The organism is Paraburkholderia aspalathi, from assembly GCF_900116445.1.
Classification (GTDB): Bacteria; Pseudomonadota; Gammaproteobacteria; order Burkholderiales; family Burkholderiaceae; genus Paraburkholderia; species Paraburkholderia aspalathi.
In genome coordinates this window covers 35,841-55,130 of sequence record NZ_FPBH01000030.1, presented here as the reverse complement: position 1 = coordinate 55,130, position 19,290 = coordinate 35,841, and the positions used below count along the sequence as shown (strand labels likewise).

Annotated in this window: 16 protein-coding genes and 1 pseudogene; 6 read left to right on the top strand and 11 right to left on the bottom strand. The window is 60.2% G+C overall.

Going from position 1 to position 19,290, the window contains the following annotated elements:
• Nucleotides 1-8: 8 nt before the first annotated feature.
• Nucleotides 9-2,027: a phospholipase D-like domain-containing protein gene (locus BM438_RS34515; RefSeq protein ID WP_093644062.1), complete on the top strand. Its 2,019-nt coding sequence runs from the start codon at nt 9-11 to the stop codon at nt 2,025-2,027.
• Nucleotides 2,017-6,525, top strand: a complete 4,509-nt coding sequence (locus BM438_RS34510) for a DEAD/DEAH box helicase (protein WP_167378504.1) — start codon at nt 2,017-2,019, stop codon at nt 6,523-6,525. The genes BM438_RS34515 and BM438_RS34510 overlap by 11 nt, the downstream gene beginning before the upstream one ends.
• A 33-nt stretch (nt 6,526-6,558) precedes the next feature.
• On the opposite strand, the gene BM438_RS46755 is transcribed toward BM438_RS34510, so the two are convergent.
• Complete coding sequence (locus BM438_RS46755; protein ID WP_279630573.1) at nt 6,559-6,690, bottom strand: hypothetical protein; 132 nt, start codon at nt 6,688-6,690, stop codon at nt 6,559-6,561.
• A 292-nt stretch (nt 6,691-6,982) separates the two neighbouring features.
• Here BM438_RS46755 and BM438_RS34505 point away from each other — a divergent pair.
• Nucleotides 6,983-7,527: pseudogene (locus BM438_RS34505) on the top strand (phage integrase family protein); the annotation flags it as partial.
• A gap of 53 nt (nt 7,528-7,580) precedes the next feature.
• Here BM438_RS34505 and BM438_RS34500 read toward each other — a convergent pair.
• Both BM438_RS34500 and BM438_RS34490 read right to left on the bottom strand, forming a co-directional pair.
• Entirely contained in the window at nt 7,581-8,315 is a 735-nt protein-coding gene (locus tag BM438_RS34500) for an IS6 family transposase (RefSeq protein ID WP_093644060.1), read from the bottom strand.
• 460 nt (nt 8,316-8,775) lie between these two features.
• The gene (locus tag BM438_RS34490; protein ID WP_093644056.1) at nt 8,776-9,135 is read right to left on the bottom strand and encodes a response regulator transcription factor; all 360 of its coding nucleotides are present in this window, start codon (nt 9,133-9,135) and stop codon (nt 8,776-8,778) included.
• Nucleotides 9,136-9,874: 739 nt separating this feature from the next.
• Between BM438_RS34490 and BM438_RS45045 the strand changes: the two genes are divergently transcribed.
• Nucleotides 9,875-10,159: a hypothetical protein gene (locus BM438_RS45045; RefSeq protein ID WP_143131803.1), complete on the top strand. Its 285-nt coding sequence runs from the start codon at nt 9,875-9,877 to the stop codon at nt 10,157-10,159.
• Between the two features lie 26 nt (nt 10,160-10,185).
• Here BM438_RS45045 and BM438_RS34485 read toward each other — a convergent pair whose 3' ends face one another.
• Genes BM438_RS34485 through BM438_RS34470 form a run of 5 tightly spaced genes read right to left on the bottom strand, consistent with a single transcriptional unit; the run spans nt 10,186 to nt 15,749 of the window.
• Entirely contained in the window at nt 10,186-10,548 is a 363-nt protein-coding gene (locus tag BM438_RS34485; RefSeq protein ID WP_093644053.1) for a hypothetical protein, read from the bottom strand.
• Nucleotides 10,545-12,425 carry an integrase gene (locus tag BM438_RS34480; protein WP_093644051.1) on the bottom strand — a complete coding sequence of 627 codons (1,881 nt, stop codon included), beginning with the start codon at nt 12,423-12,425 and terminating at the stop codon, nt 10,545-10,547. The genes BM438_RS34485 and BM438_RS34480 overlap by 4 nt, the downstream gene beginning before the upstream one ends.
• On the bottom strand, nt 12,422-12,625 hold the full coding sequence (locus tag BM438_RS46415) for a hypothetical protein (protein WP_244179523.1): 204 nt from the start codon (nt 12,623-12,625) through the stop codon (nt 12,422-12,424). The genes BM438_RS34480 and BM438_RS46415 overlap by 4 nt, the downstream gene beginning before the upstream one ends.
• On the bottom strand, nt 12,622-14,301 hold the full coding sequence (locus BM438_RS34475) for an integrase (RefSeq protein ID WP_244179522.1): 1,680 nt from the start codon (nt 14,299-14,301) through the stop codon (nt 12,622-12,624). Before BM438_RS34475 ends, BM438_RS46415 begins: the two co-directional genes overlap by 4 nt.
• The gene (locus tag BM438_RS34470) at nt 14,298-15,749 is read right to left on the bottom strand and encodes a site-specific integrase (RefSeq protein WP_093644049.1); all 1,452 of its coding nucleotides are present in this window, start codon (nt 15,747-15,749) and stop codon (nt 14,298-14,300) included. Before BM438_RS34470 ends, BM438_RS34475 begins: the two co-directional genes overlap by 4 nt.
• Nucleotides 15,750-16,194: 445 nt before the next feature.
• Between BM438_RS34470 and BM438_RS34465 the strand changes: the two genes are divergently transcribed.
• Nucleotides 16,195-16,509 (top strand): hypothetical protein, encoded by a 315-nt coding sequence (locus BM438_RS34465; protein WP_244179521.1) that lies wholly within the window; start codon nt 16,195-16,197, stop codon nt 16,507-16,509.
• A 27-nt stretch (nt 16,510-16,536) separates the two neighbouring features.
• Here the strand turns inward: BM438_RS34465 and BM438_RS34460 are convergent, their stop codons facing one another.
• The 3 genes from BM438_RS34460 to BM438_RS34450 form a co-directional block, all read right to left on the bottom strand.
• On the bottom strand, nt 16,537-17,055 hold the full coding sequence (locus tag BM438_RS34460) for a hypothetical protein (RefSeq protein ID WP_093644047.1): 519 nt from the start codon (nt 17,053-17,055) through the stop codon (nt 16,537-16,539).
• A gap of 449 nt (nt 17,056-17,504) precedes the next feature.
• Entirely contained in the window at nt 17,505-17,978 is a 474-nt protein-coding gene (locus BM438_RS34455; RefSeq protein ID WP_093644045.1) for an RES family NAD+ phosphorylase, read from the bottom strand.
• Nucleotides 17,975-18,403: an antitoxin Xre/MbcA/ParS toxin-binding domain-containing protein gene (locus BM438_RS34450; protein WP_093644043.1), complete on the bottom strand. Its 429-nt coding sequence runs from the start codon at nt 18,401-18,403 to the stop codon at nt 17,975-17,977. The genes BM438_RS34455 and BM438_RS34450 overlap by 4 nt, the downstream gene beginning before the upstream one ends.
• Nucleotides 18,404-18,868: 465 nt before the next feature.
• Here BM438_RS34450 and BM438_RS45715 point away from each other — a divergent pair, with 465 nt between their 5' ends.
• Nucleotides 18,869-19,024, top strand: coding sequence for a hypothetical protein (locus BM438_RS45715; RefSeq protein WP_158380673.1), 156 nt, complete (start codon nt 18,869-18,871; stop codon nt 19,022-19,024).
• Nucleotides 19,025-19,290: the final 266 nt, after the last annotated feature.

The following is a 19,290-nucleotide window of genomic DNA, read 5'->3' as shown; positions in this document are numbered from 1 at the left end:
GCGCCGCTATGACTTCACCGAGATCCGGCGTCGAGCACGTCATGCGCGGCACGCTCGAGTATATCCGTGACCGCTTCTCAACCGATCATCCGCGCCACGTTCTCTTTACGACCTTTAACTTTGCGTCGCGGTTTTTCGAGGCCAACGTCTTGCCGCTGCTCGTCGGCGACACCGTCAGTGATCTGAAAGGCGCTTCGGAGACGCGTTATGCGATCAATGAGGACCTGAACACGGTCAAATGCCTCGTGGTATGCGACCGCTCGACCTGCCCCGAGCCCAAGGGCGACATGCGCTACGGGTTGCTGCCGGTCGGTCTCGCACGCGGGCGCTTTCATCCAAAGCTGATGTTGATGGCAGGCACGTTGAAAGACACGCAGGAGCAGGGCATCTGGCTGTCAGTCGGGAGTGGCAATCTGACGCTGTCCGGTTGGGCGATCAATCGCGAGGTTGTCGGAATGACGGCCGTGACCTCCCGCCATGCTGAGGAGCTGCGTCCACTAATCAAATGGCTGCAAGCCGAGGCCGCGCGCCAACTCGAATTCGCGGGCAACACAGGGTATCAGGAGGAGGGCGAGGTTCGGAATATTCTGGCGACATTACATGCTGCACTGGACGAGCCCAAGCAGTTCCCGCCGCATACGCCGGCTACACCGACGCTGCATCTTTCGCTGCCGCAGGGGTACGGAAAAAGCTCGATGCTTCACGCTTTGAAAGGCGAGAGCGACTGGCACACTGCTACGGTCGTGTCGCCCTACTGGAGCGATGTGCACACGCTGGTTCAAGCGCTCGGTGTCAAGGAGTGCCGCTTTGTGCCATCGCTCACTGCCGACGGCCTGTACCGCTTCCCGTGCGATACGTTAGACCTGACGCGTCATACCTTTGCCGGCTTCAGGGATGATGGCGAACGCTATACACACGCCAAGGCCTTGCTCCTCCATAACGAGAAGCAGCAGGTACTCTGCATCGGTTCGGCGAATTTCACCCAGGCGGCGATGCTCACTGCGCGGGACCAGATATTGACGAATATCGAGGCGATGCTTCGCTATGAACTCCGCGACGCGCCGGACCCGTGGAGAACGCTGTTACAGCCGCTAAAAGAGCCGGCTTTCGCGCAAACCGGCGAGGACGAGGAGGAGGCTGCACCCCCCCTTCCTCCGTTCGACGCAACCGTCGTGTACGACTGGGAGGCGAGCGAATTTCGCGCACGCCTGACCCTCACCAGCGACGTGCCGGTCAACGAGATCGTGCTGTCGATTGGCAGCCACTGCCATTGCTTCGATGCCGCCGTCACCGGTCAGCCGCAAGTCATGACGCTGCGGTATAAGGGCGCGCAACCCGTGCGTTCGTTCTCGGTCGCATACCGCCTTGGCCAGAGCGAGCCCATGACCTTCCGCGGGCTGATCACCCAGGTCAATGCAGACGACGATCAACTCGGCTACCAGCCCCGTCCACGGCTCAACAAGGTCCTCGAATTGCTGCGAGGCCTCAATCCGCAGCCATCCGATCGCAAGGCGAAGGAGCGCGCACTGTCCGACCTCGCCGACGGCGCGGGCGACGGCGAAGAAATCCCTGCCGACCCGACCTTCGATTTCTTTGGCCTGTTTCAGGGCGCGTGGAAGCTGCTCGAGTATTACCAGACGCCCGAAAGTCCGGGGGCGACGCGCGATCCATACGACAAACTGGCGCCGTACGGCGCCGTGACGCTTTATCGGGCGATCACCGCGCAGGCCGCGGTTACGCACGAGGAAAAGATTGGCCGCTATATCCAACTCTCGGAGATGGGCGACATCGTCGCGCGTCTGGACAGGACGACGAATTCCAAGTTGCGCGAGACGTTGCGAATCAACATCAACGCGGAGATCGCCGCGCTTCATGCGGAGATGGTGGCCCTGCTCGGCAAATCGGAGTCGTTCCGCTCAATGTTCGGCGAGGCCACGCCGAAACGCGTCGAGGGTTTTCTTGCCTGGTTTCGCAAGGAGATTGGCCGGGAAGTAAGCAATCAAACGCGGGCGGTTCATGGACAATAAAACAGACCTCATTCCAACCGATCTGACTGCGCAAGCCGTTCGCTCATACATCGACTTCGATGGTCACGACGCCGTGCGGGCAACCCCGAGTGCGCAGGCCGTTCTTCAGAGCGAAGGGGTGGCTGCTCTTTGGCATTTGCTGCAGAGCAAATCGTTCGCCTATCTCGCCGACGAGGTCGGTATGGGAAAGACGCGGCAGGCAATGGGCATCATCGCGACGCAATTCCTGCGCAAGCCGGATTCGCGCGTGGTGATCGTCTGCTCAAGCGCAACGCTGCAGCGCCAGTGGCAAAGCGAATGGTCGGAGTTTCTGCGAACCTGCTACAGGTTGCTCGACAACCGTTTGCTCAGCACGGCACAGGCGAGCCCGCTGGAGCATCTGCATTTTCACCATGGCCTGCGCGACTTCGTCAAGACGCTAAGCCTCGGCGATGCCCGGATTCATCTGATGCGGTATTCGTCTTTTAGCCGGCCGCTCTCGTTCAAGGGCGAAGATTCGGCTTCGATATTGGAAGAATATCGGGACAAGATTGGCGCGGCCTCGATCGACGATATGGACAAGGGTGAATGCGCGATTCCGGCTGCACGCCGGAAGCTGTCCAAAGCCGAGAAGGAAGACCTCACGCATGCACTTGGCGCGGCGTATTGCCGGCGCATTGGCGCATTGATGACGAACGGCTCCCGGCTTGAAAATGGTGAGTCGGTTCCCAACCAACCGCTCGATCTGGTGATCTTCGATGAGGCACAGTATCTTCGTCATACGGGGAATTTCCAGAATAGCCATATCGCTGCGATTTTCCGGCGCAATGTTGAACGCTGGTTGTTCATGAGCGCGACGCCGCTGCATTCGAGCGTGAACGACATTCGCAGTCTCGATACCTATCTTTGCCGCAAGCCTTTGTTCGCAGGTAGCGCCGACGACAAGCGCGAGTTGGAAATTCCGCGCGATTGCGGCAACTGCAACTATCAGGAATCGTGCAGCCGTATCACCTGGCAGCTTCACGCGCAACCGGAAGGTACGCGCGACGTCGTGCCCCTGCTGCCGAAGTTCATGGTGCGTCGAACCCGCACGTATGCGGATAGCCAGGACACGCGATACGGAAAGATCCAGTACCGCAAATACGAGCGGATTCGTTATACCGGTGCGGACGACCCATTTCTGTCGCTGACGATGTCGCTGGTGCAGAAACGGCTGGTTGGTGCGCTTGCCGGCAAAGGAAACAAGTTTCGCCTCGGCGAATGCGCGTCGTTTGAATCATTGTCGGCGTCCGTGAGACGTACGCTCGGGTCCTGGAAACAGGGCACATCGGAGCCGATCGCCGAGCGCGAATATGAATCCCTGCGTGATGCAAGACAACACACGCAGGACGATGAACCCGGTATAGCGTTTGACCGTACCGTTATCGACGATTTGAATCGCGACTTCGAGAACGCGATGAAGGCGCTCGATGGCGCGACACCGGCCGCGCGGCAGGGTTTCGCGCTTCCTCACGCCAAACTGAATCGTGCCGCCGACGCGCTGTTCGAACACAGCCTCAAAGACGCCAGCTGTCAGAAGACGCTCGTCTTCGTGCGGCGTATCGATACGGTGGAGGAAATCCGCGACCTACTGAATATGAAGTTCCAGCAACAAATGGATCAGCGGATCGAGACATGGCGAACCCAGTTGATGGGGTCGGCCTTTGGCATGCAAGGTAAATCGCCGTGGATCAAAGGCGAGTTTTGGGAGACAGAACACGCGAGACCAACCGAGAGCGCTGACGAGGAGGTCGTCGCGGCGGAGAGAAAGGCCGACGAGGACGTCGAACGCGAAAGTATCGAGCAACTCGGCGATGAAGGTTCGTCAGCTGACGAGCCACGCGGCACCGCCTATAAGGACGCGCTCAAGCTTCCTTATTTCGAAGCGCTGAAGCGCGCAAAAAAAGGCGGCGATCACGGGATGCTGGTTTCGTTCGGATCGCGCCTGCTCAGTGCGAAGGATGCGTCGCGCAACCCGCTGCGAGGCTTTCTCCTGAAGCGTCCGCAAGCGTGCGATGAGGTGGTGAGCAATGCGAATGAATCCCACTGGCATAACAATGCGGCGCGCTGGACCCGCTTTCTGAAGATCGTTCTGGGTGACAGGCGAGCTGAAGAACTCAGGGTCGACCCGGCTCGGCAATGGCTGTTCGGCAACGCGGCCGCCAACGCGGTTGATGCGTGGAAGCTCGCCGCGTTGCAGCTATGCGTGCTTCAATCGATAAGGCAAACTGATTTTCTGGTCGATCTGTACATTTTGCATACGCACGTAGCACGCACGCCGACGGACAAAGCCGAACTGCCCGACAAGTTGCTATGGCTGCTGGAGGCCGGACCGCACGACGCTGCAAGCCATGCATTGGCCAATTACATCGGCAACTGGAAGGAAAGATTCCGCCGCTGGATCGAGCATTTTGATCTGATCGTCGACAAATGTATGCGCAGTGGCGCGGCAGTCGACTGGGAGGAGATTTACCGTGAACGCGTGCATCTGGCGTTTCGTCAGATGTCGCCGGTGATCGGTCGTTCGAGCCGCCTGCGAAACCAGAACGCGGTCACGCAGTTCAAGTTTCCGACCTACCCAAACGTGCTGATCTGCACAGACGTGCTGAAAGAAGGCGTCGATATGCACCTGTTCTGCGACAACATCGTGCACTACGGGGTAGCTTGGACTTCGGGTGACCTCGAGCAGCGCATCGGGCGTATCGACCGGTTGGGCAGTCTGATCGGACGACGGATCGAGCGCTTCGCGAGCGCTCAGGGCGACAGGACGCAAGGTCTGCCGCGTCTTGGTGTCGCTTTCCCTTATCTGGACGGCACACTCGACCGCTTTCAGGTCGAGCGCGTGATTCAGGCCAAGATCGTCAGTGATCTTCGAATGGACCTCGGTAAGCGCAAGGACGAAATCGGTGAGTTGAGTCTCGCAACGTTTGACGACGACGAGTCGATTCAGGTTGCGGGGACCAATGATTTGCCGCAATCCGGCGCAGTGTTTTTTCCGGATTCCGCGAGGGCGCTCGTCGCAAAAGACGCCGCGCCGTCAGAGATTGCCTTACTTGACGGTATTCGATGCAAGAGTGGTGACGACGCCGTGCGATCAGTGCAAGCCACTGACGAAAGCGCGCTCACGTCGGCGGAATACTTGCCGGCGTTCAACTGCGTGCGTGTGCGGCGATGCGTTTCTGGCAAGTCGGGAGACGGCCGGTTGGTACAGCGGACGATTGACACGGGAACAGGCGTGCTGCGCCTTTCACGAACCGGTCCGAAGGATGCGGACATCGTTTGTACGGAGGAAATGCTGATACCGGGCGCGCATGCCGAAGCACGCTCCTTGAGCGAGGCGCTTGCTGAAGGAGAACCGTCGTCGGTCAAGCATGCCAACGCGGACGGTTTCGCACTCGATCCGTTGGTGAAAACGGCGACCCGCGCAATGGATATGTCGTACGCGTTTGCGTGCCGAGGGCAGGGGAGCGGCAAGGTGATTCTGGAGTCGGTTGGCGGCGAGTTCTGGTTGTTGCGTACTGCTGTCTGCGCGGCGGCGGCGGTGGTCTCGACGGCGGACGGACGCAACTTGCAGCGCTGGCTTGCGACGAAGAACCGTGACCGGCGTTGGGGTTATCTGATGGTGGAGGCCGGCATCGTATGGTTCGCTGTCGTGGTGAGCGATGCCGACGGCGATGAACAGAACCTGCTTACGCGACTTTCGGCGGAGATGGGGAGGATGGCGCTCTACTATCGATCCACGGTGAAGAATCCCGAGCAATATGTCGAGAAGGAATATCGTGCACGCGCCGTGTTTCCAGCACTTGCTGCGCTGAGCCAATCGTACGGTGGCGATGCGGATCTGCGCGTATCCCGGCTCCTGAAAATCTTTAGAGAAGGAAATATCTCCAGCATGAAGCACGACGATTTTTTGGCATGCGGTAGCGTGCTTGCGGGCGTCCAGGAATGGTTTAACGACGCATTCAAGGCGGTACTGGATACTCTATGCGAGACAGCAGACGAGAATCCGCAGCGACGTTTAACGGTGACACCGGTTGGGTTTCTCGAAGGGGGGATTTTGCACCTGTGTGCTGAGGGGAAGGAGCACTTTCGCATTCAGGCGTATCTGGATTTGAACGATGCGATGGGCAATAAGAACGTCATATCCGGACCGAAGATGGTCTGGGAGCTCGCCGCCAGTCCGATCGTCAGGGGACCGAAACCGGAGTTGCCGCTCTCTAAATATGACGAGCTTCCGCACGTTTGGCCGGATGCATGGGAAGGAGAAGTCGCCGAGGGCGCTGCGGCATTCACCTGCAAAGGTGACAAGTATCGTTTCGTGACGCTCTATCACCACCCCGGCGCTTGGGATAGAGCGCGCACCGATCTACTCGAAGCGTGGCAGGCGGTACGGACGAAAATGCAGGCGCTCACGAACTTTCAACGTAAAGGATGTCGCGACACGCTCATTCAGGCCGTCAGCCCGACGCGGGCAGTGTGACTGCGGGTAGCTTCGTGTCCTCGGCCGTGCGGGTCAGGCTGCTGAAGCACGTGCGTCGCACTTCACCTTGTCGATATATTTACCAAATGCGGTGGTAGCCAATACACCTGCGACGAAGACGATCGCAAATGCGGCGAGGCTTTCAAGCGGGGAGTTGTTCGACACGATATCGGTTCCTTAAAAAGTCGGGCGCGGGTTAATGAGGTCACACGCATGCGAGTGCGGACATGTGCGCTTGGCGCCGTGGACCGTCAATGCAGTGTGCGCAGTCAAAGAATGACGGAGCATTGCGACAAATGATGTCCGGATTCACTAAAAGAGGCGCAGCCCACATTGCTTGCGCCTCTTTTCATTTGGGCCTTTTCAAGGAGACGCGAAACGTCTTGATGCAATCGGCTGGACGTCTTAGCAAAAAACCGACTCGAGCTCCGGTGAACGTGCTACCGGTTGAGCCTGCATGTGCATTGCGAGCGCGGAAGCTGATGATGCGGCCATGCTGCGCGCCTGGTACACCGGCATGTCGGTTCGCAAAGCCGTGGAACGCTACCTGCCGGATCGCATCGGAGCAGGGCAGTCGGCGCGCGGTGTCCACGGCGGAGTTCGTCGGCGGCCGGCGAGGGTCGCGCGGCAGGTCGGCCGGCCGGATCTCGCCACCGTTTTTGAGCACCCTGACGGTGTGCGTTTTCGGGAAGCGAAGGCGGTCGCAGACGCGATCGAGGTCCTGCGGCACGCGCGCATGCCGACTCCGCAGATCAGTGACGACATCGGCATCTGGCTGCCGGCGCGAGCGGTCGCCACCCTGCGTGCGCACGCTATCTCGACGCTGGCGGACCTCACCGTACGGATTCCGAGTCGGCGGCAGTGGTGGAAGGCTATTCCCGGGTCGGCCCTGCCGGTGCGCGTCGCGTTGAGGCGTTCTTTGCCGCGCACCCGGCGCTGACCGAGCGGGCGAGGGCGCTTATCGCCGTCTCGCCGGCCAGCAGTATCGTGCCGTGGGAGCGGCGTTGTCACATTAAAGTGTTCGCGTCGCGGTAATGCGATGGACTGTCCTTTCCTTAAAAGTCGGAGGGATTTTGGGTAAGCTCGGTGAAACGATGCCACGCGGCAAAGCGTTCGCCGAGTTGTTTGCGGTGGAGCGAAGCGCGCAGCAAATGTCGCTTTAGCGCAAAGTGCTGCCGGATCGGACCGAAGGTCGATAAGAACGCCTGCGTGCGTTCGGGATCGCGAAAGCCTCGCATGTGGCGCTCGCGTTCACGCGTAGGTTGATGACTGTTTTCGGCCCGGTTGTTCACCCTGGCACTGGCTCTGACGAAGACGTGTTTGACGTTGGCCAGTTCGGGAATCTGGGCCTTTGCCGCCGGGTAGCTACGCAGCTGGTCGGTCACGATCTTGCGCGGTCCTTCGGGACAAGAGGCAAGCACGCGCTTGAAAAATCGCTTGGCGGCCGCCGTGTCGCGATGTTTCTGCAGCAGGATGTCGAGTTCGGCACCGTGTTGATCGACTGCACGCCACAACAGATAAGGCTCACCGCGCAGCGTCACAAACACCTCGTCGAGATGCCACGTGGTGCCGGGTTTGCGACGCGCTGCCTTGACGCGATGCGCGAAGCCCGCGCCGAATTTGTCGCACCATCGTCGTATCGTTTCGTAGCTGACGATCACCCCGCGCTCGAACAGCAACTCTTCGATGTCGCGAAGGCTCAACTGAAACCGGAAATACCATCGCACGGCGCAGCTGATGATTGTGGCGGGAAAGCGATGACCGTGATAAAGCGATTTTGTTGTCTTCATCACGCAATCTTACGCGACCACCTCGGCAACGTGACAGAGCCATTCTTTCCCCCTCGAAGTGCCAAAGGAAAGGGTAGGCCAATATCAAACCTTGCCGGCAAGAATGACTGATGATGCCAAAACGTTGGCTGGATGTGACAATAGAAAGGAGACTCGGGGTAGCGCTCAAAATCTCTGCGCGCTTTAGCCGAGGCGAGCGCGGATGCCCAACCGATACGATGGGTCAGGCTGGCATTGATATGGATTTGGCCATTCCACAAGCGGCCGTCGTAGCACGAATGAAGTTCACCGCCCTGTGCGGCAGACCTCGCGCCAGGCCTCGAAGATCGGTCAAGTCGACGAGCACTGCTACCGCGCTGACCCAATTGAAAATCAGCCATGCCCCCGATACGATCGACTGCAGGTTGCTTGCGCAATCCTGATACATGGGCCTCGTTAAAAAACTGTGGAAGAAGGATTGCTACGACGCCCCATATGCATGAATGCGCGCAAGCGACTGCGCGCTGCCGAGCGGCTTCTCGAGGCAGATGTTCGCGCCGCTCTTCAGCCCCGCGGCGATCACTTTCTGCGACGTGCACGACTTCACGCACAAGACAACGGGGATCACGGATCCATGTCTGCACAGACAGCGCAACGTATCGTATCGGAGTGCATCCGGCGCCACCCAATCGAGTATCACCAGATCGACGGGCACCTGGCTGAGCAGCCCGTGCAATGTTTTGTCGCATAGCGCGCCAAAACAGAGATGCCCAGCGGATGACAGAATTTCGAGCGCACAGTCAAGTGCTGCGGCATCGGATTCTAGGATGGCGATTCTCATGTGAACAGGTGCGCTTGCGGAGAGCAGCGACGAGAGTGGTCGGTGGCGAGCAGGTCGGCGAATTGATAGGCAATGCCTGTATGGGCGAATGCGCTTCGACGGCCGAGTCTACTCGAAAGCATTCGACAAAATTGTCAAGAAGTGTCAACTGCAGGAACGGGCTGCGATGCGTCGCGCTGGTTGAGCGGCCGTCGATCGAGATTGTTCGGCACGCTCGACTTATTACCGAGCCGTAGTATCGACAACCCACCGCACGCATCACCCCATGGAATCCTGGAACCGTCGTTTGAAGCGCGAAGGTGGATTTTCTCGAATAAGGGCACGATCTGTTCTCGGTCACGATGCTGTTGGAGCCGTTTCGCCACCACCATTTTACCGTTTGAACTCCGCGGCCCGGTCATGCAACGCCACGCCCTGCACCTGTTGTGACCGGCGGTCAGAAAGCGCATTAGACGGCGGGGCGGCGGGTACGTGCAATCTTGAACGAGACGTATTTGCCGTTCGCTCAGGAATCGCTTGTTGAGGCGTAGTCGGACTGCGCTGCGGTGCGTCGTAAGGAGCCCGAAGGGCGAGTGAAGACGCACCGGGCCCCGACTCGCGTTTGCTCAGGGGGTGACGCAGGGATACGAGATAGGGTAGAAGAACAGTTCACCGCCGAAGAAACGGCCTGACACCGGTCCAAACCGCCAAGTTTACACCGATGTCAGACCCCACCGCGTGCACGGAGCATGGGTGTGCAATGAGTATTGCACGCCTCGCCGGCTCCGTCGATATCGCCTCGGCATTGACGGGATTCTTCAATGCCGGCCACAGGTCGCTTTTACGTGTGCGCGCGTTGCCGGGTGCAGGTCATCGTTTGCCGCCGTTGCGATCGCGGACAGTACGCGCAAGAGAGAAAAAATGGACATCAGCTGGAGCCTTGAAAAGGCAGGAATCGGCAGTCTGCCGGGTGTCCATCAATTGGAAGAAAAAAATGGACACGACGACCGTCGGAATGTCCATCTTCGCAAGTTTCGCATGCTGATTTCGAGCGAAGGTACCCGTCCCGATCTAGCGCGGCTGCAAGGGCAGGACGCTACCGCCACGCAGCGCGGCCAGTTCCTTGCGCAGGCTGAACACCTGACGCAGCAGTGCGAGTTCACGAGCCAGCGATTCGTCGAACTGTGCCTGCAGATCCTTTGCGTCGCCCTTCGCGCGGTTAAGACGCTCGGTCAGTTCGAGCTTCGGGCGCCCGGCCACCGCGTTGGCCGCGTCAATCGCTTCGATCAGTTCGGTGAACTGTGGGCGCGACTTCTTGATGCTCCCCTTCTTGCGGCCCGCCTCGATCGCCACGGTGTCGTTGTTGATACGCGCACCCTTGCGCTTCTTCAGCCGCTCAAGGGCGGCGTAGTAGTCAGTCATGGCGTCGCTCACGCTGCCTCCGGTTTGATCAGTTTCTCCTGCGCGTCAAGCAGTCGTTGCAGCGTCTGTGCCTCGATACGGTATTCGACGCTCGCCTCATCGACGGCACGCAGCTTCGCGACCGTAACCTGTTGCGCCTTGATCACGCGCTGAAGCTTCGACGGCACGACGATGAGATTACGGCAGTTCGATTCAAGGCAATCCAGACGCATCCAGTCGAGCGGTGTCGACCTGCACGGCTCGACGCTGGCGCAGCCGCCCAGCACCGTCTCGCGATACGCGAGTTCACCCTTCTCGAACATCCTGACCGTCTGCTCGCGCGAGTAGACCGACACAGGCGAGGCCTGCACGGCACGGCTCTGCGTCCACGCTGCGTGCCCGCCGAACAGCCGCTCGTCAGAGAACAGCACCTGCTCGGCGTACGCAAGGTATTCGGACAGGCCTTGTGCCTCGGCCCATTCCTTCGCGAAGTGGGTCCTGTCGGTGTCGATGAATCCCTTCGCGAACGCCGAGCCACGCGTGTAATACATGCTCATCTCCTGCGTGATGTGCTGCAACTGACGCTTGAGCGTCGGCAGTGTCACGAGACCGCTGCGGTGCGCGTAGAGCGCAAGCGAGCGGCGAAGCTGATGGCGAGTGAACGGCCACTGCTGCCCGAGCGCGTACTTCGGTTCGTCTTCCCACGCGCGGTGCATGTCGACACGCTTCAGTTCGGCGATGTCCTCGACCGTGATCGTCGGGAAGACGCGCTCACGAAAGGCTTCGACTTCGTTATATACCCTACTCGCGGCCCGGTTTGCCACGTACTCGTAATGCAGACCCATCCGGCAGAACAGCAGGTGCGAACCGTCCGTCGATTCGGCGTACCCTTGCGCGCCGTGCGCACGGTGCGCCTCGCCCGATAGCCGTTGCGCGAGCCTGACGGCACGGGCAGCGAGCGGGCTGGTCACCCAGCATGCGCGCCTGGGACGACCGCCCGACAGTTTGGTCGTGATGCCCTCGATGGTGTAGTGGGTCACGCCATCCAGACGGGTCTCGCTCAGGCAGTCGTACGGCAGGTTCTCCGCCTCCATCGCACGCATGCCGGTGAATGACAGGATGACAAGCTGGCATAGCGCGTTGATCGACGTCACAAGCGACGACACGACGTAAGGGGAGTCCTTGCACCCGAAGTGCGCAGCAACCCTTACCAGTTCCGCAGAGACCCCCGGGCTCTCGCCAGCGTACTTGGGTGCGAGGTAGTCCGACAGAATGTCAGCGGTGCCCTCAGCAACGCCGAGGTCATGTTCACAGGTTGACAGGAAGTGCTGGTAGATTCGCGTCGGGATAACAGGGTATTGTGAGCTTCCGGCGCGTTGCGCGAAGCGTTCGAGCAGCGGCTTATGCAGTTGGGCCAACGGCACGCGCAGCCCCGTGGTCCCGACGCCCAGACGGTGAAGCTTCACCAGAATCGAATGAAGACGATGGGCCTTCCTCTCCCTCCCGGCATCCGCCACATAGTCCAGAACAACGGCGCCGCTGGACAGCCCCTCGTAGAGCGTAAGCTGACGTTCGGCAGCAAAGAACGTGAATTCCTTCAGGCAAGTTGAACTAGATTGAAGCGTACCGAACCCCGGTACCGTATCAGTTGCTTCGTGCATCAGAAAGTACATGACCTGCTTCCACTGACGCGTCGTCGCCCCTGAAAGGGCACGGCTCACGCCGTCAGGCAGGTGGCCTCTAAAATAGATATGGGTTCGCGGTCCAATCGTATATGCCCGGATGTCCCAGGCGTCGTCACCAAACAGCGAAACGGCATTCCCGGCCTTGTCGTGCGTAACCACCGTATCGTCCTCGACCCGATACCAGTCGGGGCGCCCAGCGAGCGGTGCGATCAGCGTGTTGTTCATGCCACTCCCAGTTCGTAAAGCTGGTCGAGCCTGGCCGACCAGAAAGCGTCAAGATTCCCGTCGATATCAACGTCCTGCTCGATCTGATCGACCAGCGCGGCATCGCGTCTGCGCAATTCGTCGAGCAGGAAGTTAACGCGTCGCAGCACCGCACCGAACGATCTGTCGTATTGCTCGATCGAGTCCGCACGTCTGCTCACGAGCCTGATGCAATGACGGCAGCCCAGCAGCTTGCGGATGTCGGTGGCGTCAGCGTGCACACGGTACTGGTCACAGAAGAGACACCCTTCGGTCGAGCGGCAGTCAGGCTGGACGGTGACCGACGCCGCGATCGGCGTCGGTTTGTGGAACCCGATGCAGACGCCCACCGCGCTCCTGATGCTGCCCGCCGGGTCGTGGCCGGGTTCAGCACGGTCTTCTCGACCGAAGCGAGGAATGCGCCCATCTCGGCCTTGTGCGCGGCATCCGTGCCATTTGAGTACGAGCGCAGCGCCGTGGCCAGCGAGTGCCCCATCAGCCTGGCCGCGACGACGGGGCCGTGGTTGCTTACTGCCCAATCCTGTTTGGCCGCACGCCACTGGCGTGCGGTAATGCGCGGCAGCACGATCCCGAGCGTGTCGAGTCGATCGTAAAGTCGGGCGAGGAAATGGATTGGGAGACTCACTAGCCGTCGGCGCCATGCAGAATGCCCGACTACGACGAACAACGCGTCGCAGTCTGCGCCCTGCACCAGATACTCGCGCAACCTCAGATACCCCTTGAGCTTTGGCATGAAGTCCAGCGAGACGGTGAACGTAACTTCGCTCCCGCCTGCACGGTACTTGACCTCGCGAAACTTCTGACGTGCAACCGACGCATCCTGCAGGCTCGCAGCAAGCTCCGGGCTCCACTTCATGGACAGAAGTTGCGCAAGGTTGGCGCCCGTCTCGGCCAGAAACAGCGCGGCGAAGCAATAGACCGCCATCGAAGCGTGCGTGTGACGGATAGGCGACTGTGCGTCCGTGTTCGCCGCCGCAAGATGTTTAGCAGAAAACCAGGCGACGGCCCGTGAACGGTTAAGAGGATCTTTAGCACCAGCCTCAGCCATGCGCGTTATGAGTTCTTCCCGGGTGCGCAGCTCGCCCGTTTCCAGATTCCAGCCAGCCAGGCCAGGCGAGTCGTCGCCTTCACGGCGGTTGTGTCTGTGCGGGACAAGGCAAAGACTCTCGCCTCGCGCCGTCGTGACGCGCACCGGGTACGGCCTGAAGGCGAGCACCAGCGTGCTGATGCTGCTGAAGAGCGCGTCAGCCCACGCGAGCAGGGCGGCTTGTGCCTCGGCGTCAGGCACAGCAGTCGGCACCCAAGCATCCTGTTGGTAGCGCAGCACCCTCGCATCGGCGCAGAAGTCGTCGTTTCGGAAGAACTCACGTAGCATCGACAACAGATTACGCTGATCGCTGGCGACGGAATTGCGGTTCACGTTGCCCAGCGAGACCTGTTCGCGCTTCTCACGGAAGTAGCGATGAACCGCCTCCGCCGTAGCCTTCTCATCACAGAGCACCTGATGCAAGCCCTGCCTGTCGGCCCAGTTCACGAAATCAAGCACGACGCGCAAAGCACCGTGGACCGTCTTCGGACGCATCGCGCCAAGGGTCATACGCCCGGAAAGCTGAGTCACCAGCAGACGTACGACCCTGGCGCGTTCGCTGCTGAAGCTCGTGTGGTCGAAAGTGTGTCGCGTGCGCTGCGAGCTTGACGTGTCACGCGTCAGGTAGCAGATCTGCCCGATATCGGAACATCTGCTCATGCCTTCCCACCTGAGCAGCGCACGCTCGGGGTGCAGAAGCAGCGTGCCCTCCGCGAGCGGCATGCGCACTTCCTCGTACTGCCGGCTCATACTGCCACCGCAGTGTCGAGGGTGCGCGTGACCAGCGTCGACAGGTGCGCGCCCCAGCCATCCTGCACCGCGTCGAACAGTTTGCGATTCTCGCGGTAACTAAGGTAATAGCGCTCGGTCGTGGACAGTCGTACGTGCCACATCAACTGCCGCAACTGATCGAGTGCCCGCGTGTACTTCGTCTCGTTTGCTGTCATCGCGTCGACCATGTTCAGCCCGAAGGTGGCGCGCAGGTCGTGGAAGCTGAACTCGTACCTGGGGTTGTCAAGCCGCACGCGCATCATGGGCAACAGTTCGTCCCTGATGAACTGGCGCACGGCCTGTCCGGTCTTGACGTGGCGTCGCCCCTGCGGGCCAGTGCTGAGCGGGCCGCGCGATGCGCGATCCTCGTAGAGCGGCGCACCGCGATGGCTGAGAAAAAGCGGCTGGCCGGGGTGATCGCCGCCGTCTGCCAGTTGGCGACGCTTGCGCGCACGATCGCTGTGCACGTAGATGTACAGCCGCTCATAGAAACGGCGCGGCAGGTGCAACACGCCCTTGACTCCGCCCTTCGTGTCGATGCCCGTGCCCGGCCCGCAGGCGAGACGGATGTCGTCGCCGTGAAACTCCTCCGGCTTGCGCATTGCGTGTTTCGCGCGCACGGTCAATACCGTCTGGATGCGGGCGCCCGTCAACAGCGCGAACAGATGAATGAGCGTCATCTCGGTGTTGCCGAGTGCGACTAACGATTCGAGCAGCACCGACTGCTCGGTGGAGGGCAGTGGGCGCAGGCGGCCGCCGTCCTGAATGTGATCGTCCCACGGGTCTTCTGCGCGCTGGCCACTGATCGACAGGTCGGTGGTCTTGACCTCGATCACGCTGCTGAATCCCTTCAGGTCCTTGAACTCGATGAAGCGGCCAGATTCGACCCACGGCGCGTTCGTGGGGCTGAAGCCTGCTTCGGCCATGAGCCAGCGATAGAAACGCACCACCGCTCCCATACGACGCCTGGCAACGCTGGCAGACAGTTCACCTGTCTGCACAGCCAGCCTGATCGAGGCGCTGTAGCGGTAGGTCGGACGTTGCCGCCTGTTCGCGGGGAACGTCAGCCAGTCGGCACCCTCGTCATCCAGATAACGCCGGAACGCCACCAGGTCGTCAGCGATGCTGGCGAACGTCAGCATGTTGGGCGACGACTTCGACTCCATCATGTCGATGAGCCAGAGATTCGCCTCAGCCCACGGCGCGCCGTCAGCGAGCCGGACAACAGGAAAGAGAGGGAAGGTGCCTGCGATCCACCGCGCGCGGGCGTCGCGTCGCCTGCCGGTGTCGGGGTCTGCGAGCGGGACCGTGTGATAGATGGCGCCGCCCTCAGGCGTGGTGATGCTGACCGGCGTCGCGCCGGGTGTGTCGCGTTCAACGACCTCGGTCAGCGGCAGTTGCCGGATGGTCGTTCGTCTTGCCGTCATCGTGCAGATCCTCTGCTGTGTTTGTGCGGGTGTCCGCTTTAACACAGCCTGCGAGTATCAGGAAATCGTTCCTGACTTGCGCATAGGCCAGATCTACTGCGACGGCGACTGCTCGTTGGCCGCTCGGCAGAGCAGCGTTCGGGAGGCCGGGCGCCGATACCAACGCAGCCGCAATGGACGCCTCGCGCACGCCGAACGAATGCGCCTATCGCACTCGCTTAAATAAAGTGACACATCAGGGTTATGCAGCGGCTGCCGCCGATGCTTTACTGCAAGCGCCCCCGACAACATCGGCTAAAGCAACGACTCCCGGTATCGCCAGGCGTTTGCCCGCCCACTGTCAATTCTGTCAACGCGCCTGCTCGGCGTTGGTGCGCCTCGGGCCACTGCGTACTCGGGTCTTCCAACATGTTCGTACTGCTATAGACATCACAGGACACGACCCATGACCATCGGAGCAGAACTCGAGGCGCAAATCCTGCGCTACTACCACGTCGAGAAGTGGCGTGCCGGCACCATCGCGCGCCAATTGCATGTTCACCACGGAACGGTTCATCGGGTGCTGGCGCAAGCTGGACTTCCCAGGATCGGTGGCCTGCAACGACCTTCACAGATCGACGCATACCTGCCGTTCATCCACGATGACGCTGAAGAAGTTTCCGTCACTCACGGCCAGCCGTCTTTATGCGATGGTGTGCGAGCGCGGCTATCGGGGCAATCACCACCACTTCAGGCATTTGATCTCGGTGCACTGTCATAGGGCTTTCCCGTTCCTAAAGCGTTCTTTTCAAGAACTCGTGTCAGTCGCAGATCGAACATACAGCTTCGCTTGCTTCTCGATCCACTCTGGTGTCACGCCCAAGTGACTCCAGGCAGCCATCCAGATCGGGTCCATCTTCCGGTCGATAGCCTTCAGTCGAACCACAATTTCAACCAACTCATCGAGCATCTTTTTTTTGCCGGACTTAGTGAGTAGATCCAGATCATGGCTCTCGAAAAATCTGTGGGCGAGATGGTTCCTGTCGTCGAGCGCGCGCTGCAATTCATTCGCGGTCTGATCGTCAAAGACGAACATCCGTTTGGCAATAGCTATCACCTGCCCAAACGTTTTTGAGTCGTGAGTCTCATACAATGAATGCACGTCGTCGCCGGTCACACCTTCGACATTTTTCGACAATAGCCCAACGGCAAGATTCACGAGCCCACGCTCCAGAACGTTTGCGCGATAGAACGCGAGGCCGAAATAGGCCCACACCTCCTTGGGGTCATCGTAGTCAGGTACGAGAGTCTCTGGCTCTTGAGTCATTGTCGTTTTCCTAGCTTTGGGCGCGGGACGAACCTACCACTGCGGTTCATTCACCGGTGCAGCCTCGCCATTAATGCCCTCAATGTACTTATACGGGCGCTTCGCCGCATCCAGCGCGGCTCGCCAGGCGTTGGTTTGCGTAAAGTTGTTCGCGTCCACCAGCGGGCAGTCCGGCGCCATGAGCCGGCTGGGAACAATACTATGCAAATCGCAGCTGCATAATATTGTTCCCGCAGCCGACGAAGCCGTGACCAAGGCCGATGCGCGGGCAGGGCAGGCCGTTGGCAGACACGCCAAGAACAAATTTCTGCAAAAGACGGGAACAAGTCTATGCAAACCAACGGCCGTGTCGGCTTTGGCAACCAGTTGCGAACCAAACTAGAAGCAACGTCCCAGTCATTTTCGTTGAAGAGCAAAGGGTCGAGGCGAGGCTAGCCGGCCACCGTAATCTATGAGTGTCCGACCGTCGGCATCACAAAGAGGCGTTCATCCCACACGACGGGTTGCGGCTCGGTCACAACAATCCGCGTCGCGTCTGGGTGTACGGGATTGACCAGCACGTTGAACTCTGCACGGACGACGACGGAAGGTACCATCAGGAGCGCGGTACGCGACTCGGTCAGCCAGGCGTCGCCGAACTCCCGTGCCGCCTGCAGTGCTGGCGCATCCCATCCCCCTGGCAACGATCCGGCCGAATGGAGTTCGACGCGAATATCGTCGGGAACCGCTGCTTCAACCCATCCGTGCGTCTTCGGTACCTTGCCGATGCGCGCATGAACAAGGACCTCGAGCATCGCACCGGCGAAGGTCGACGCGGCGTAGATGACCGGTCGCCCCGGACTATTGAAGCGGCCGCCCACCAGCATCGCACCGGTGCCGCTCCAGACCGTATGTCGAGTGTCGGCGATTCGAAACAACTTCACGCCGGCAACCCATAAAACAGTTTCCAGAGCAGCTCTTCGACCCGGCGCGCGCCGAGCTCGGTCAGCGCAACATCGAGTGGAGCTCGCGCTTCGAGCTCCGGGTGCGGCGTCGACAGGAATTCCCGCGCGTCCTCTTCGTCGTTCCAGACGTAGGCCGTCGTCGCGACGATCCTGGCCAGCCGCTCAGTCTTTTCCGATTCGTCTGGCGTCAGCCGATCGCGACGCCGCTTATAGGTCGCTTCGGGGATGATGCGGGCAAGTAGCGCACGCCGGGCGTCAGCGCCCTGCGTCGCATGTTCGACGCCCGCGCGCAGCGCAGACTTGGGCAGGCCGTCGCGGACAAGTGCCTCGAGTTCCGCGAGCGTATGCGGGACCTGCCGCAGTTCCATGACTGCGGCCACTGCCTCAGGCGTGATCAGTGACATGCGACTCCCCGACTGAGGTATCAGTTGATACCCAATCATAGCGCAATTGATACTTTCCGCAAACCCATCTTCAACTAGCAGGCTCCATCGGGGAGACTGCCGAGACGGCTTCCTCGACATCGTCCATGCCTGCGGGAATCACCCACATAGCATGACGGCCCGGTACGGGCTACAGAAATCTTTCATACACGAAATACTCAAGCAATTAAGCATCCGCTCGCGACGGGATGTCGCACTGCGCATACGGATAAACCATTTATAGTGCACTGCACAAGCCCGTGTGACCGGTAGATACGACTGATGGTTGTGTTATAGTGCACTGCACAAACTTCGTCCGATCGGCAAGCGCGATCCGACGACCGCGTCCGGCGTTGCCGGGTTGCGGACCGAGGATGCGCTGAAGTTGAGTCGACGCCTCTGTCAGCTAGGTCCAGTTTCTGTCTACATCATCAAAATGAGGTCCCTGTGAAATACCTTACCCGCATCGCCGCGTCTGGAGCACTCCTGGTCGTCGCTCTCGGTATCGTCACCGTCGCCCAGATCAAGTTCGCGCCGCAATCCGCAGACAACAACCCGGTCGCACGGATCGTCCTGAACGTCGAATCGCAACTGAACGGTTGAGCGACTCCACCGCCGTATGTAGCTCGCGCCCGCAGGCAAAGAAAAACCCGCCAGGCTCCAAAGAGAACTGGCGGGGCTACTGATTTCGGATTCACATACCAGGCGATGGTAACGGAGTTGACGCCTGCTCAGGCTCCTCCAGCGACCAGTCAGCCTCCATGTCCACGGCATCCAACACCTTGGCAGGTCACCAATCGTCAATTCGAGACGCTTCATCGTGGCCTCGTGAGACAGGCAATCGTTCCCCCTCGACGTTTCGATTATCA